Below are 13,999 nucleotides of genomic sequence, written 5' to 3'. Positions count from 1 at the left end.
GCGCCGCCTATCCCTTGCGGATCAGATAGCGCGTCACCGCGCCTTCGCTGGACTGAGACAGCAACTCGTGCCCCGCTTCATTGCAGAAGTGGGGCACATCTATGACTGCCGCCGGGTCGTCGGCCAGCAGGCACAACACCTGCCCCGACGAAAGGCCTTGCAGGCGCTTGCGCGCGCGCAGAACGGGTAGGGGGCACAGCAGCCCCAGGGCATCGACTTCAAGATCAAAGGTCATGGGTCAGGAAATAATCCGCCCCGTGCCCAAAGACCACGGGAATGTGACATTCGGCGGCGTGACGCCCCGCGCTGCTTGGGATAAGCCGAAGCCATGTTTGGGATCGAAATCATCGACGCAGGGCTGTTGCCCGCCATGACCGTGGCGCTGGTCGCCGGAATGCTGTCCTTCCTGTCGCCCTGCGTGTTGCCCATCGTGCCGCCGTATCTGGCCTATATGAGCGGCGTGTCATTGGCCGACCTGTCCGATCGCGAAAGCACCCAACGCAACCGGGCGATCTTGCCCGCGCTGTTTTTCGTGCTGGGCCTGTCCACGGTGTTCCTGTTCCTGGGCTTCACCGCCTCGGCCATCGGGACGCTGTTTCTCAGCTACCAGGGGTACTTCAACACCATCGCCGGCATCCTCGTGATGATCTTCGGTGCCCATTTCATCGGCGTCTACCGGTTCGGCATTCTGGACCGCGAGGCGCGGCTGGATGCCGGGGACCGCGGCGGTTCGGCCCTGGGCGCCTATGTGCTGGGCCTGGCCTTCGCCTTCGGCTGGACCCCCTGCATCGGTCCGCAACTGGGCGCGATCCTGTCGCTGGCCGCTTCCGAGGCGTCGCTCACCCGTGGCACGGTGCTGCTGTCGATCTATGCCATCGGGCTGGGCGTGCCCTTCCTGCTGGTCGCCGCCTTCCTGCCGCGTCTGACCGGTGTGATGGGCTGGATGAAACGCCACATGGAGCAGATCGAGAAGGTCATGGGACTGCTGCTGTGGACCATCGGCCTGTTGATGCTGACAGGCGGGTTTTCCTCGTTCTCCTATTGGTTGTTGGAACACTTCCCGGCTCTGGCGGCCCTCGGATAAGGCCGGCGACCCGTATCGCATTCCTTAATTCTCAAGCGGACGTTTTTTTAATGATTTTTAAATACACGGAATGCGTGAATTTCCGCACGCCATAGGAGAATTATTTTCTCATAGGTTGTTTCTCGAAAATGTGATGGAGGTCAATTGTCAGAACTATTCAATATATTAGCTTGGCGATTACAGTGTACCTCTTAGGAATCCATAATTTACCATCTCAATATAATGCAAAAATTTTGATACATTAGAAGGACTTTCAGAAAGGGAGGGTCCACTAATGACAATGCGTATATTGCTTGCAATGGGGTTGGTGATGGGCGTTTCTGCACCGGCGGCCATTTATGCCGACAGCGCCAATTGGAGCGAAGCCAAGAAGCACCAGATCGAAATCAACCGCGAGGCGAACGCCGGCAAAGGCAATGGCGGTGAATTCGGCGGAGAGAAAACGCCATCCGAATCCGGCAAAGATCTTGATCCCGGGAATTCCGGCGACCACAATCAGGCGGGCAAGTAAAAAATAGTCTGACCTAATAGATGCACGGATGATCCAATATTCCGCCGCGACTTCATTTAGGGAAAATTGCTCATGGACCAAAGCCTGCCGCCGAACCGGCAGCGGGCTTTGGGAATTGCATGCTCCAGAAGTTCTCTAATTCCGGGTCTTCCAGCAATTCTCCAGGATCGGTGAAGCGATTGCGCTTCCATCCGGTTGAGGTGCCGCGACAATGCAGCAGGCTGACCTGCGTCTGGTTGGTGAACAGATCCTGCAGCGGCCCGCCAATATGATGCACGGCCCAGCCAAAGCGATCCTGCACACCGCCGGGGCGCAGGCACCATTTGCGGTTGCACGGGCGATCCGGGCTGCGGCGAAAGCCATGGGCCGTGTGCCCCACAGGCCCATCGGTGTCGGGGTTGGGATAGACCCAGACCCCGTTCAGCGTAGCCATGCCGACGACGTTCCCTACGGCCAGATCGAAAATGCTGGGCGCATCCTCGGCCTTGCGCGCGATCTCGTCGATGTCCACGCTCAGCACCGCGCGCGCACGGGCCAGCGGATCGCGCCGCCCGATGTTCAGCATGGCGGTCTGGAAGAACCGCGGGCTGACCTCCCATTTGCGCGACCGGTCGGTCGGCCCATAGGGATAGGGTGCCGAGATCACCGCCGAACGCGCCAGTCCCGGCACCTGAGACAGCCGCGCATTCAAATCGGCCAGTGTGTAGTCGGTCGAGCCATTGTCGAACAGCACGACACCTTCGGCCCCATGGGTCTGCGCATAATAGGCCGCCCAGTCGGCAATCCAGTCCAGACGGTTGTTCTTGTTCACCGCCACAAGGCAATTCAGCCCGGCGAAGCAATCGCTTATGCCATCGCGAAAGGCGACCGGTGCGGTCTTGCCCTGCCAGTGCAGCGTCAGACTGCCGCGCGGGGCGTGCACCTCGACCTGTTCACAGCGCAGCCATTTGCGCCGCGTCACGGCCCGCGTCTTTTTCCCGTTGACCCGCAGCCCCTGCCGGAACGGCCCCCAGAGGTTCAGGAACCGCGGCGCGGTGAACAGATAGCTGCGGCGCTCGGCCAGGTAGACACAATCGTAGTAGAGCGTCGTGCGATCGAACCGCTCCAGGTATTGCTGGGTGCGGCGGTCGGGTTTGCGCACATGGTCGCGCAAAATGGTTCCGTCCGGGTCCAGAACCCGGCCGCAAGCCTCGAGGATCAGGTGGTCACTGTGCAAATCCAAGCTCCTTCACCTGCAGTTCCAGATCGTCCATCAGGGCGGCCAGTTCGGGATCTTCGCGCAGCTCCCCTGCGGCCTTGTGCCGTGCCTTGAACGGATGCCAGCCGGTGGAACAGGCCCGGCAATGGACGATCTCATGCGCCGTGCTTTCGCGGTTCAGCTTGAAGGCCTCGCCGCCCACATGATGCACGTACCAGCCCATCTTGCTGAGCAATCCGCGCGGCGCCACACACCATTTGCGCGGCGTGCGGGTGCGGGTCGGGCTGCGCCAGCGATGCGCCCATTGTGGCGACGGGCCCTGGGTGCCGGGCGCGGGATCGGCCCAATAGACCGGCAGGCGCGCCGCCCCCCAGGGCTTTGACGCGGCCCGGTCGAAGACAGAACTGCCATCGCGGCTGAGCACCAGCTCATCTATATCACAATTCAGCACCGCCCGCGCCTGCCGCAGGAACGATCCGCGCGCCAGGTTCAGCATTGCCGGCTGCAGGAAATTGGGCCGGGTTTCGCCCTTCAGCACCTTGTCGGTGGTGCCATAGGGGTAGGGGGCCGAGGCCACGCAGATGGACTTCAGCCCCGGCACCAGCGCCAGCGCCCGGGCCAGATCGTCGGGCGTGTAATCGGTCGATCCATTGTCGAAGATCAGCACCCCTTCCAGCCGATGCTCGCGCACGTGGTGCAGTGCCCAGGCCTGCACCCAGGGCAGCGGGTTGTTGCGGTTCATGGTCACCGCGCAGTTCAACCCGGCGAAGCGTGGCGCATCATCGGCGCGGGGCCGGACCTCGGTCACCTCGGAAGGGCCGTGAAACGTCAGCCGGTCATGCATCCCGGCGACGCGGATCTGGGTGTATTTGTCGAAATCCCGGATGCGCAGCCGTAGCGGTGCGTCCTGCGCATCGCGCAGCCCGTCGGTCAGCAGCGGCCGCAGGTTCATCAGCGGGGGGGCCGTGATCAGCAGGTCGCCGCGCTCGGGTCGCCGGACAATGTCGTAGAACAGCGTCGTGCGGTCATAGGTCTGCTGATAGTTCTCGGTGCGCCGTTCGGGCGGGCGCATGTGGTCGCGCAGCGCCGGGCTGTTGGCGGGCAGGGTCAGGCCGACAAGACGAAGGGTTTCAGGCGCTTGCATGGGTTCCGGAGTTCTGCCGCGCCCCTGTTGGGGTCCGACGGCCGCAAGAGTGGATCCACCGCGACCCTACAGAGGCGGTTTGGAAATGTCATCCGCCGTCACGTGCTGCCCGGACCGGGCGCGGGCCAAAGCTTCTTGCGTGTGGGACAGCACGAACAGGCGGATGGCGGTGGCCAGCCCCACTTCCAGCCCGCGCGCCTCGTCGACCTGCGCGGCGAGCGCGTTGACCGACAGATCCTCCTCGGCGGCGATCTGGCGGAAGGCCTCCCAGAAGGCATCTTCCAGCGAGACGCTGGTGGCATGGCCGTGCAACGTCAGCGAGCGTTTGCGGGGACGGGCGGTCATGCGTCGGTGGGGTCGTCGCGGCGGGCATGATCCAGCAGGCGGGTGATCTTTTCGGTCTCGGCGGCGTCGCGGGTCTTTTCGGCGCGGGTGCGGCCATGGCTGACCGCATTGGCATCGGCCTGCCGCTTGCGCTCGGCGCGGACCTTGGCCTTGCGATAGCGTGACAGGTTGATGGGGGTGTCCGCCATGGTTCAGAGATCCCTTGCCGAAAAGGTGTCGCAGGCTTGCGGATCGCCGCTCTGGTATCCCGCCGCGAACCAGCGCTGCCGCTGGTCGCTGGTACCATGGGTGAAACTGTCGGGGACCACCACCCCGCGGCTGGCCCTTTGCAGGGCATCGTCGCCAATGCGGGCGGCGGTGTTCAGCGCCTCTTCGATGTCGCCGGGCTCCAGCACGCCGAAGCGCTCCTGCACGGCGCGGGCCCAGAGGCCGGAATAGCAGTCGGCCTGAAGTTCCACCCGCACCGAGATGGCGTTGGACTCGGCCTGGCTGGACTGGGCGCGCAGGCGGTTGCTGTGCTCCAGCGTTCCCAGCAGGTTCTGGACGTGATGGCCAACCTCATGCGCCACCACATAGGCCTTGGCGAAATCGCCGCGGGCCCCCAGTTCGGTGTCCATGACCCGGAAGAAATCGGTGTCCAGATAGACCTGTTGATCGTTGGGGCAGTAGAACGGGCCGGTGGCCGCATCCGCCAGCCCGCAGGCCGAGGACGTGCGCCCGTTGAACAGCACCAGCTTCGGTTCCACATATTGCAGGTTGGAATTGCGGAAGATCTCGCCCCAGACCGCTTCGGTGTCGGCCAGAACAACGGCGACGAATTCCTCGGCGCTGTCGTCGATCTGGTTAGGGCCGCTGGGGGCGGGGGCCGGGCTCATGCCGCCGCCGCCCAGAAAAGGAGTGACATCGACGCCCAGAAAGGCGCCGATCAGGACCACGGCCAGCAAGCCGATGCCGCCCAGTTTCGCGGGGCTGCCCGTCATGCGCCGGCCACGCCGGTCTTCAATGTTGCGGCTGGTTCGCCGTCCTTGCCAACGCATCTGGCCACCTCCTCCGGTTTCGGGAAGTGTTCCTGAAACCAGAGGGGCGGGTCAACCGTTTGGCAAAGGATGGGCCGATCAGGCCTTGGGGCCGATCATGTCTTCGGGGCGCACCACCGCATCGAATGTTGCCGCATCCACGAAGCCAAGCGCGATGGCTTCTTCCTTCAGCGTCGTGCCGTTCTTGTGGGCGGTCTTGGCGACCTTGGTGGCATTGTCGTAGCCGATGGTCGGGGCGAGCGCGGTGACCAGCATCAGGCTTTCCTTCATCAGCTTGTCGATGCGCGGCTCGTTGGCCTGGATGCCCAGCAGCATGCGCTGGGTAAAGCTGTCGGCCACATCGCCCAGAAGCTGGATCGACTGCAGCAGGTTGTAGGACATCATCGGGTTGTAGACGTTCAGTTCGAAATGGCCCTGGCTGCCCGCGAACTTCATCGCGGCGTCATTGCCCATCACATGGGCGGCGACCTGGGTCATGGCCTCGGCCTGCGTCGGGTTGACCTTGCCCGGCATGATCGACGAACCGGGCTCGTTCTCCGGCAGGATCAACTCGCCCAGACCCGAGCGCGGGCCCGAGCCGAGGAAGCGGATGTCGTTGGCGATCTTGTACATGGAGCCTGCGACCGTCGCGAGCGCGCCGGACATGAAGACCATGGCGTCATGGGCCGACAGGGCTTCGAACTTGTTGGGGGCGGTGACGAAGGGCAGGCCAGTGATCTCGGCCATATGGGCGGCCACGGCCTCGCCCCAGCCCTGCTTGGTGTTCAGGCCTGTGCCGACGGCGGTGCCGCCCTGTGCCAGTTCATAGATGCCAGGCAGCGCGGTTTCGACGCGGGCGATGCCCTGGCGGATCATATGCGCGTAGCCCGAGAATTCCTGGCCCAGCGTGAGCGGTGTGGCATCCTGGGTGTGGGTGCGGCCGATCTTGATGATGTCCTTGAACTCTTCCGACTTGGCTTCCAGTCCCTCGGCCAGCTTGGTCAGGCCCGGCAGTAGCACATCGCGCACCGACATGGCGGTGGCGATATGCATGGCGGTGGGGAATGTGTCATTGGACGACTGGCCCATGTTGCAATGATCATTCGGGTGCACCGGGTCTTTCGAGCCGATGACACCGCCCAGGATCTCGATGGCGCGGTTGGCGATGACTTCGTTCGAGTTCATGTTCGACTGGGTGCCCGAACCGGTTTGCCAGACCACCAGCGGGAAGTTGTCGTCGAACTTGCCCTCGATCACTTCACCGGCGGCCTGAATCACCGCATCGGCGATCCGCGCGTCCATATCGCCGGTCGCCTTGTTCTGCATGGCGCAGGCTTTCTTGATGACGCCAAGCGCGCGCACGATGGCCACGGGCTGCTTTTCCCAGCCGATGGGGAAGTTCATGATCGACCGTTGGGTCTGTGCGCCCCAGTACTTGTCGGCGGGAACTTCAAGCGGTCCGAAGCTGTCGGATTCGGTGCGGGTCTGGGTCATCGGGTCATCCTCTGAAAACAGGTTCCCGATGCCTATAAGCGGCGGCTGGAAGGCTGGCAATGCGACGGGGAAGCGGGTTAGCGTTATCAGCCTGTTACCCGCGCCCTGTGCCTATTTGCGGAAACTGTCCAGGCTGACGACTTCGGCGTCTTTCGGCCCGGCAGCCTCTTCGGCCTCGGGCTCCACGTCCTCGGCCATGGGGGCGGCCTCCAGATCCTCGTCGTCCTCGTCATCCTGGGATTCGAAGCGCAGGCCGAATTCCACGGACGGATCCACGAAGGTGCGGATGGCATCATAGGGAATATACAGCGGCTCGGGCCGGTCGCCGAAGTTCAGAGTGATGGCAAAGCCGTCGTCATCGACCACCAGATTGTCGAACCAGTGCTGCACGACGATGGTCATTTCTTCCGGGTAGCGATCCGACAGCCAGTCGGCCATCTGCGCGTCGGGATGCAGCGTGTCGAAGGTGATGAAGAAATGATGCTCTCCGGGCAGGCCGTGCTCGGACACCTCGTCCAGCACCTGCCGGATCAGGGTGCGCATGGCGCGGTGCATGAGATTTCCGTAGTCGATGCTGCGTGACATGTGGCTCGGCCCTCTTTCCTTTATAAAGGTCTATCGGAAGGGGGGCGGGAATGAAAAGAGCAGAAAACGCCCATTCTTTCAGATGCCCGCCAGTCCAAGCGCCAGCCCCAGCCCGGCCGACAGGGCCAGAACCCGTGGCAGGGGCCAGTGCAGGCGCAACAGGCACAGGGCGGCGATCAGGCCAAGGCCGGCGGCAGCAGCGTCGAAACTGGCCCAGTCAGGGCGCAGCAGGGCAACGGGGCCGAAACTGGCCTCGGTGACCTGCCCGAACAGCACATGCAGGGCGAACCAGACCGACAGGTTCAGGATCACCGCCACCACCGCGGCGGTGATCGCCGACAGGGCCCCGGACAGGCGCGGCTGATGCGCCAACCAGTCGATGTAGGGAGCGCCGGCGAATATCCACAAAAAGCAGGGCACGAAGGTCACCCACAGCACCACCGCGCCCGAGGCCAGCGCCAGCCCGACACCGCCGCGCAGATCGCCCGCCAGCATGCCGACGAATTGCGTCACCAGAATCAGCGGCCCCGGCGTGGTCTCGGCCAGCCCCAGACCGTCGATCATCTGCTGCGTGCTGATCCAGCCATGCTCGGCCACCACGGCCTGGGCCATATAGGCCAGCACCGCATAGGCGCCGCCGAAGGTCACCACCGCGAGCTTCGAGAAGAACAGCGCAAGATCGGTCAGAAAGGCGGCATCCGCCAGCCACAGGGCCGCAACCGGCAGCAGCCACAACCCGCCCCAGACGGCAATTGTGCGGCGCAAATGTCCGCGCGGCAGGGCGGTTGCATTTTCGGGCGGGCGGGTGCGGGTGCTCAGAAACCCATACGCCCCGGCGGCAAGGATGATCGCCGGGAACGGTAGGTGCAGGAAGAAGATGCCCACGAAGGACAGCCCGGCGATGGCCCAGCGGTCGGGGGACTTCAGCGCCTTGCGGCTGACCCGCAACAGCGCCTCCAGAACGATCACCACCACCGTGGCCTTAATGCCCACAAACAGCGCGGCCACCAGCGGCAGCGCGCCGAACCGGGCATAAAGCAGGGCCAGGGCCGCGATCACCGCCGCACCGGGCAGCACGAACAGCGCCCCGCCCAGCAGCCCGCCGGGCACCCCGCGCAACCGCCAGCCGGCATAGGTGGCCAGCTGCATCGCCTCGGGGCCGGGCAGCATCATGCAGAAGGACAGGGCGCGCAGGAATTGCTCTTCGGTCAGCCACGGGCGGTCATCGACCAGCTCGCGATGAATCAACGCGATTTGCGCCGCCGGTCCGCCAAAGGACATCAGGCCGATGCGACCGAACACGCGCCAGAGTGCGCCAAGGGAAGGAGACGGCGAGGTCATGCGGATGTGTGACCGCCCGCGAACCGGGGCGCAAGCCGAAGCCTGCGGTCGTTATAAAAGCGTCGCATGTGGGGGGAAAGTGCAGGTTTCTGTTGCCAGGTACCTGCGAACCCCGCCAGCCGCTGCAAAGCGACTGGACTTAGGATTTCGGTATTAGGCACTGCTTACGCAGCGACTGCCACCGGAGCACGATTGTTGTTTGCAACTATGCTTTTTGAACCGATAACGGTGGTATCTCACCGAGACAAAGCTAACCCCTTTAGACGTCCGTCGATCCTGTTTCGGCCCCATGATCCCCAAACAAAGGATTTTTGGTGGAGCCGCCGGGTACCGCCCCCGGGTCCAGTCCGTGTATTACGAGCGCGTTTATGTCCATAGTTCCGAAGAACACTTCAAATGTAGGCGCTGATGCGGCCATGTGCAAGCGGCCGCAGGCAGGATCCGGGCTTGATTTGTCGCTTGGGCGCGATACAACGGGGTTTGAATGTTAGAACAGTTCTAAAAGGGTGGATCCATGTTGTCCCGTTTCACCGGTCGTCGGCGGTTTTCCGACCTCTCCGAGCAGGAAGTGCTCGCCCTTGCCATCTCGTCCGAAGAGGACGACAGCCAGATCTACCGCAGTTTTGCTGCGCGACTGCGCGACAGCTATCCGGCCAGTGCGAAGATTTTCGAAGGCATGGCGCGCGAGGAAGAAGGCCATGCGCAGCGTTTGCTCGACCAGCACAAGGTGCGCTTCGGCGACACGATCCCGCTGATCCGGCGCGAGCACATTGCTGATTTCTACACACGCAAACCGGTCTGGCTGATGGAGAACCTGTCGCTCGACGACATTCGCGGGCAGGCCGAAGAGATGGAGCAGGGCGCGCAACGCTATTACGAGGCCGCCGCCCGCCGCAGCACCGATGCCGACACCCGCGCACTGCTGAACGATCTGGCCGCAATCGAGGCCGGGCATGAGGCCCGGGCCGCCGATCTGGCCGAACAGCATCTGACCGAAAGCGCGAAAGACGCCGAGGAAAAGACCCGGCATCGGCAGTTCGTGCTGACATGGGTGCAGCCGGGGCTGGCCGGGCTGATGGACGGGTCGGTCTCGACGCTGGCACCGATCTTTGCCGCCGCTTTCGCCACGCAGGACACCTGGCAGACCTTCCAGGTCGGGCTGGCGGCCTCGATCGGGGCGGGCATCTCGATGGGGTTCACCGAAGCGGCCTCGGACGATGGCGAGATCTCGGGCCGGGGGGCGGCGTGGAAACGCGGGGTGGCTTCGGGGGTGATGACCACGATCGGCGGGCTGGGCCACGCGCTGCCCTATCTGATCCCCGATTTCTGGACCGCGACCACAATTGCCGTGATCGTCGTGTTTATCGAACTTTGGGCCATCGCCTGGATCCAGAACAAATACATGGACACGCCGTTCTTCCGGGCCACGTTGCAGGTGGTTCTGGGTGGCGCGCTGGTTCTGGCCGCGGGCATCCTGATCGGCGTCGGTTAGCGGCGCCCTGTCTGCCAGACAAGGAAAAGGCCCCGGGTGGGGCCTTTTCTGTCAGGGACTTAGAAGCCGGCCTTGATGCGTTCGAACTCCTTGATCATCTGCTCGCGCAGGCGGATGTCCATGGGCACCTGATTCAGGACCGGCCCGTCGATGGGGTTCAACCCGACCTCTTCCAGGGTTTCAGCGTCGATGGCCTCCATGGCGGCGGCATTGCCATGGCCATAGCCCCATTCGGTCACGATGTATTCGGCGACCGAGGGTTGCAGGAAGCTTTCCATGAAGTCATGCGCCTTGGCCTCATCCCCGGGGCCGTCCTTGATGTTCACATAGCCGCAGAACCACATGGAGGAGCCTTCCTGCGGTTCGCGCTCAAAGGCAATGGGCTGACCCTCGTCGGCCAGTTGTACCGGGGTTTCGTTCCAGGCCCAGCTCAGCAGCACCTCGCCGGTGCCCATGAGCTGCGCCAGTTCGGCACCATCGGTCCAATAGGTGCGCACCAGCGGATGCACCTCGCGCAGCCAGGCGCTGGCCTTCTGGAAATTCTCCTCGGTGGCCGTTGTCCAATCGCTGGTGCCGGTGGCGAGGAAGGCCAGCGCATAGGCATCATCGACCACATCGGGCAGCGAGATCCGCCCGGCCAGCGCCGGGTTGGTGAAAACCTGAAGCGTCGAGACATCCTCGGGCGTCAACTCGTCGGTGTTATAGGCGATGGCGGTGGCGCCCATGTCGCCGGGGATGAAATAGACCTTACCGTCCTGCACGAAGGTCGGGTCGGTGCGGAACACCTCGGCCACCTGCATGTAGCTGGGGATCTTCGACACGTCCCACGGCTCGATCAGATCGGCTTCGATCCACTTCTGCACCGACTGCGGGCAGGGATGCGCCACATCCGCGCGAAAGCCCGAACGCAATTTCTGGAAGGCCTCTTCCTCATCCCCGAAGAAGGAATAGGTCGGCATGTCGCCATGCTTGGCGGCATAGGCTTCCCAATAGGGATCTTCCTCGAACCCGGACCAGTCGAGGATCAGCAATTCGCCATCGTCGGCCAGCGCCGGCTGGGTCAGGGCCAACAGCGAAACGCCGGCCAGAAGGGAAATGGAAGAACGCATCTGTTGGAGACTCCTTGTTTTTCTCGTCGCTCGCCCGATCTTGTCAGGCATGGCCGCATTCACATTTGAATGTCTGGGGAAAAGGTAGGCAAAGCCGGGAAAATCCGTCAAGCATGACCCTAGGACGGTTACGGCGGATTCCGGGCCGCATCCGTGCGACGCAATCGGAAAACACGACAAGGGGGAACGATGTTCAAAGCACTGGTGGTTCAGAAGAACGAAGCCGGAGAAACTTCGGCCGCGATCGAGGAGGTCTCCGAGGATCGCCTGCCCGAGGGCGATGTGACCGTGGCCGTCGAATATTCGACGGTGAACTACAAGGACGGGCTGTGCGTCGGATCGGGTGGCGGTCTGGTGCGCAATTATCCGCATGTGCCGGGCGTTGATTTCGCGGGCGTGGTCGAAAGCTCCGACGATCCGCGCTTCACCCCCGGCGACCGGGTTGTGCTGAACGGCTGGCGGGTCGGCGAAATCCGCTGGGGCGGCTATGCCGAGAAAGCCCGCGTCAAGGCCGACTGGCTTGTGAAGCTGCCCGAGGCGATCACCACCCGGCAGGCAATGGCTGTGGGCACGGCGGGCTATACCTCGATGCTGTCGGTGATCGCGCTGGAAAACCATGGGCTGACGCCGGACAAGGGGCCGGTTCTGGTGACCGGGGCCGCGGGCGGTGTGGGCTCGGTCGCCACGGCGATCCTTGCCAACCTCGGGTATGAGGTGGCCGGTGTCACCGGGCGGCCCGAGACGGCTGATTACCTGAAATCGCTGGGCGTGTCGCAGATCGTGCCGCGCGACGAGATCAACGAGACCGTCAAGCGCCCGCTGGAGGCCGAAACCTGGGCCGGCTGCATCGATGCCGTCGGCGGGCCGATGCTGGCGCGGGTGCTGGGTCAGATCAAATACGGCGGTTCGGTGGCCGCCGTGGGGCTGGCAGGCGGGGCCAATCTGCCCGCGACCGTCATTCCCTTCCTGCTGCGCGGGGTCAACCTGCTGGGCATCGACAGCGTGATGCGGCCGATCGAGGACCGGATCGAGGCCTGGAACCGTCTGGCAACCGATCTGCCCATGGACAAGCTGGAAGCGATGATCCAGCCCGCGACCCTTGCCGATCTGCCGCGACTGGGCGCGGACATCCTGAAAGGACAGGTGCAGGGCCGCGTCGTGGTCGATGTGCGCGCCTGAGTGATCCAACCCCGTCCCCGCGCCGTAAGATGTTGTAAAGGCAACAGGCGCGCGTGGGGGCGGTATGAGCAGCAAGGATCCGGTCATCTGGTGGGTCAGGCGCGATATGCGTCTGGCCGACAACCCCGCTCTCTGCGCGGCCATCGACCGAGGCTGCCCCGTGCTGCCGCTGTTCATCTTCGATGAGGTCATGAAGACCCACGGGGCGCTGCCCGCATGGCGTCTGGCGCTGGGGGCCGAGGCGTTGGACAAGCGCCTGCGCGACATTGGCAGCCGCCTGATCCTGCGCCAGGGCAAGGCGCTCGACACCCTGCGAGCGCTGATTGCCGAAACCGGGGCCACGGCGGTCTATTGGTCGCGCCTTGTGGATCCCGACAGCCAGGCGCGCGACAGTGCCGTCAAATCCGCATTGGCCGACGACGGCATCGACGCGCGCAGCTTTGCGGGCCATCTGCTGTTTGACCCCTGGACCGTGGAAACCGGGCAGGGCAGCTATTACCGGGTGTATTCCCCCTACTGGCGGGCCGTGAAGGATCGCGATCCTGGCCTGCCGCTGGCCGCGCCCGCACGTATTCCGGCCCCCGATACCTGGCCCGCGTCCGAGACCATCGCCGACTGGCACCTTGAGGCCGCGATGAACCGTGGCGCCGAGGTGGTCCGCCCGCATCTGGGGGTAGGGGAAGATGCCGCTGAAACCCGACTGGCGCGGTTTCTGGACGGGCCCGTCGACGACTACCGCAAGATGCGGGATTTCCCGGCGGAACCCGCGACCTCGTTTCTCAGCGAGAACCTGACGCACGGCGAGATCAGTCCCCGCCGGCTGTGGCACGCCGGGCAGGAGGCCGCACGGCAGGGCGCACAGGGCGCCGACCATTTCCTGAAGGAACTGGTCTGGCGCGAATTTGCCCACCATCTGGCCTATCACACGCCCCGGATCACCACCGACAACTGGCGCGAGGGCTGGGATCGTTTCGGCTGGTCCCGCAAGGAAGACAGTCCCGAGGTGATGGCCTGGAAGCAGGGGCGCACCGGGGTGCCTTTCGTCGATGCCGCCATGCGCGAGATGTATGTGACCGGCCATATGCACAACCGGGGGCGGATGATCGTCGGCTCCTACCTGACCAAGCATCTGATGACACATTGGAAAATCGGGCAGGCGTGGTTCGCGGACTGTTTGCGTGACTGGGATCCGGCCTCCAACGCCATGGGGTGGCAATGGGTTGCCGGAAGCGGCCCCGATGCGGCCCCCTATTTCCGGATTTTCAATCCCGTGACACAATTGGAAAAGTTTGATCCCGGCCACGGGTATTCCGGGCGCTGGCTGGCCGAAGGCCGCGCCAACCCGTCTGCCGATGCGCTGGCCTACTTTGACGCCGTGCCCCGATCCTGGGGTCTGAGTGCCGAAGATGCCTATCCCGACCCGGTGGTCGGCTTGGCCGAGGGGCGCAAACGCGCGCTGGCCGCCTATGAAGCACGGGATTTCTGAATAATCGCGCGGGGA

15 protein-coding genes and 1 other RNA gene are annotated in these 13,999 nt (G+C 63.9%); 5 read left to right on the top strand and 11 right to left on the bottom strand.

The genetic code is table 11. The features are described 5' to 3' along the window. Positions 1 to 7 precede the first annotated feature (7 nt). Positions 8 to 235, bottom strand: coding sequence for a sulfurtransferase TusA family protein (locus AB0T83_RS07835; RefSeq protein ID WP_366192474.1), 228 nt, complete (start codon positions 233 to 235; stop codon positions 8 to 10). Between the two features lie 93 nt (positions 236 to 328). Between AB0T83_RS07835 and AB0T83_RS07830 the strand changes: the two genes are divergently transcribed. After that, positions 329 to 1,084 (top strand): cytochrome c biogenesis CcdA family protein, encoded by a 756-nt coding sequence (locus AB0T83_RS07830; protein ID WP_366192473.1) that lies wholly within the window; start codon positions 329 to 331, stop codon positions 1,082 to 1,084. A gap of 274 nt (positions 1,085 to 1,358) precedes the next feature. Beyond that, positions 1,359 to 1,595, top strand: coding sequence for a hypothetical protein (locus AB0T83_RS07825; protein WP_366192472.1), 237 nt, complete (start codon positions 1,359 to 1,361; stop codon positions 1,593 to 1,595). Between the two features lie 70 nt (positions 1,596 to 1,665). Here the strand turns inward: AB0T83_RS07825 and AB0T83_RS07820 are convergent, their stop codons facing one another. The 9 genes from AB0T83_RS07820 to ssrA all read right to left on the bottom strand — a co-directional run bounded on the left by AB0T83_RS07820 (position 1,666) and on the right by ssrA (position 9,146). Next, a complete protein-coding gene (locus AB0T83_RS07820; protein WP_366192471.1) occupies positions 1,666 to 2,811 on the bottom strand; it encodes a hypothetical protein in 1,146 nt (381 codons plus the stop codon). Further along, positions 2,801 to 3,937, bottom strand: a complete 1,137-nt coding sequence (locus AB0T83_RS07815; protein ID WP_366192470.1) for a hypothetical protein — start codon at positions 3,935 to 3,937, stop codon at positions 2,801 to 2,803. The genes AB0T83_RS07820 and AB0T83_RS07815 overlap by 11 nt, the downstream gene beginning before the upstream one ends. Positions 3,938 to 4,003: 66 nt before the next feature. Further along, complete coding sequence (locus AB0T83_RS07810) at positions 4,004 to 4,282, bottom strand: ribbon-helix-helix domain-containing protein (RefSeq protein WP_366192469.1); 279 nt, start codon at positions 4,280 to 4,282, stop codon at positions 4,004 to 4,006. Further along, positions 4,279 to 4,470 (bottom strand): DUF4169 family protein, encoded by a 192-nt coding sequence (locus AB0T83_RS07805; protein ID WP_366192468.1) that lies wholly within the window; start codon positions 4,468 to 4,470, stop codon positions 4,279 to 4,281. The genes AB0T83_RS07810 and AB0T83_RS07805 overlap by 4 nt, the downstream gene beginning before the upstream one ends. Before the next feature lie 3 nt (positions 4,471 to 4,473). Continuing rightward, positions 4,474 to 5,319 carry a KPN_02809 family neutral zinc metallopeptidase gene (gene ypfJ, locus AB0T83_RS07800; protein WP_366192467.1) on the bottom strand — a complete coding sequence of 282 codons (846 nt, stop codon included), beginning with the start codon at positions 5,317 to 5,319 and terminating at the stop codon, positions 4,474 to 4,476. 78 nt (positions 5,320 to 5,397) lie between these two features. Continuing rightward, positions 5,398 to 6,792 carry a class II fumarate hydratase gene (fumC, locus tag AB0T83_RS07795; protein WP_366192466.1) on the bottom strand — a complete coding sequence of 465 codons (1,395 nt, stop codon included), beginning with the start codon at positions 6,790 to 6,792 and terminating at the stop codon, positions 5,398 to 5,400. A 111-nt stretch (positions 6,793 to 6,903) separates the two neighbouring features. Continuing rightward, a complete protein-coding gene (locus AB0T83_RS07790) occupies positions 6,904 to 7,377 on the bottom strand; it encodes an SspB family protein (protein WP_366192465.1) in 474 nt (157 codons plus the stop codon). A 78-nt stretch (positions 7,378 to 7,455) separates the two neighbouring features. Then, the gene (gene chrA / locus AB0T83_RS07785; RefSeq protein ID WP_366192464.1) at positions 7,456 to 8,718 is read right to left on the bottom strand and encodes a chromate efflux transporter; all 1,263 of its coding nucleotides are present in this window, start codon (positions 8,716 to 8,718) and stop codon (positions 7,456 to 7,458) included. A gap of 78 nt (positions 8,719 to 8,796) precedes the next feature. After that, positions 8,797 to 9,146, bottom strand: a transfer-messenger RNA (tmRNA) gene (gene ssrA, locus AB0T83_RS07780). Positions 9,147 to 9,232: 86 nt separating this feature from the next. On the opposite strand from ssrA, the gene mbfA reads away from it, so the two are divergent. Further along, entirely contained in the window at positions 9,233 to 10,210 is a 978-nt protein-coding gene (gene mbfA / locus AB0T83_RS07775; RefSeq protein ID WP_366192463.1) for an iron exporter MbfA, read from the top strand. A 59-nt stretch (positions 10,211 to 10,269) separates the two neighbouring features. On the opposite strand, the gene AB0T83_RS07770 is transcribed toward mbfA, so the two are convergent. Continuing rightward, positions 10,270 to 11,319 (bottom strand): extracellular solute-binding protein, encoded by a 1,050-nt coding sequence (locus tag AB0T83_RS07770; RefSeq protein WP_366192462.1) that lies wholly within the window; start codon positions 11,317 to 11,319, stop codon positions 10,270 to 10,272. 189 nt (positions 11,320 to 11,508) lie between these two features. Here AB0T83_RS07770 and acuI point away from each other — a divergent pair, with 189 nt between their 5' ends. Both acuI and AB0T83_RS07760 read left to right on the top strand, forming a co-directional pair. Continuing rightward, a complete protein-coding gene (gene acuI, locus AB0T83_RS07765) occupies positions 11,509 to 12,498 on the top strand; it encodes an acrylyl-CoA reductase (NADPH) (protein WP_366192461.1) in 990 nt (329 codons plus the stop codon). A 64-nt stretch (positions 12,499 to 12,562) separates the two neighbouring features. Next, a complete protein-coding gene (locus tag AB0T83_RS07760) occupies positions 12,563 to 13,984 on the top strand; it encodes a cryptochrome/photolyase family protein (protein WP_366192460.1) in 1,422 nt (473 codons plus the stop codon). The last annotated feature ends 15 nt before the right edge of the window (positions 13,985 to 13,999 follow it).

This window comes from Meridianimarinicoccus marinus (assembly GCF_040689105.1).
Classification (GTDB): domain Bacteria; phylum Pseudomonadota; class Alphaproteobacteria; order Rhodobacterales; family Rhodobacteraceae; genus Meridianimarinicoccus; species Meridianimarinicoccus marinus.
Note: the sequence above shows the minus strand (reverse complement) of the source record. Positions and strands in the feature narration are given on the sequence as shown.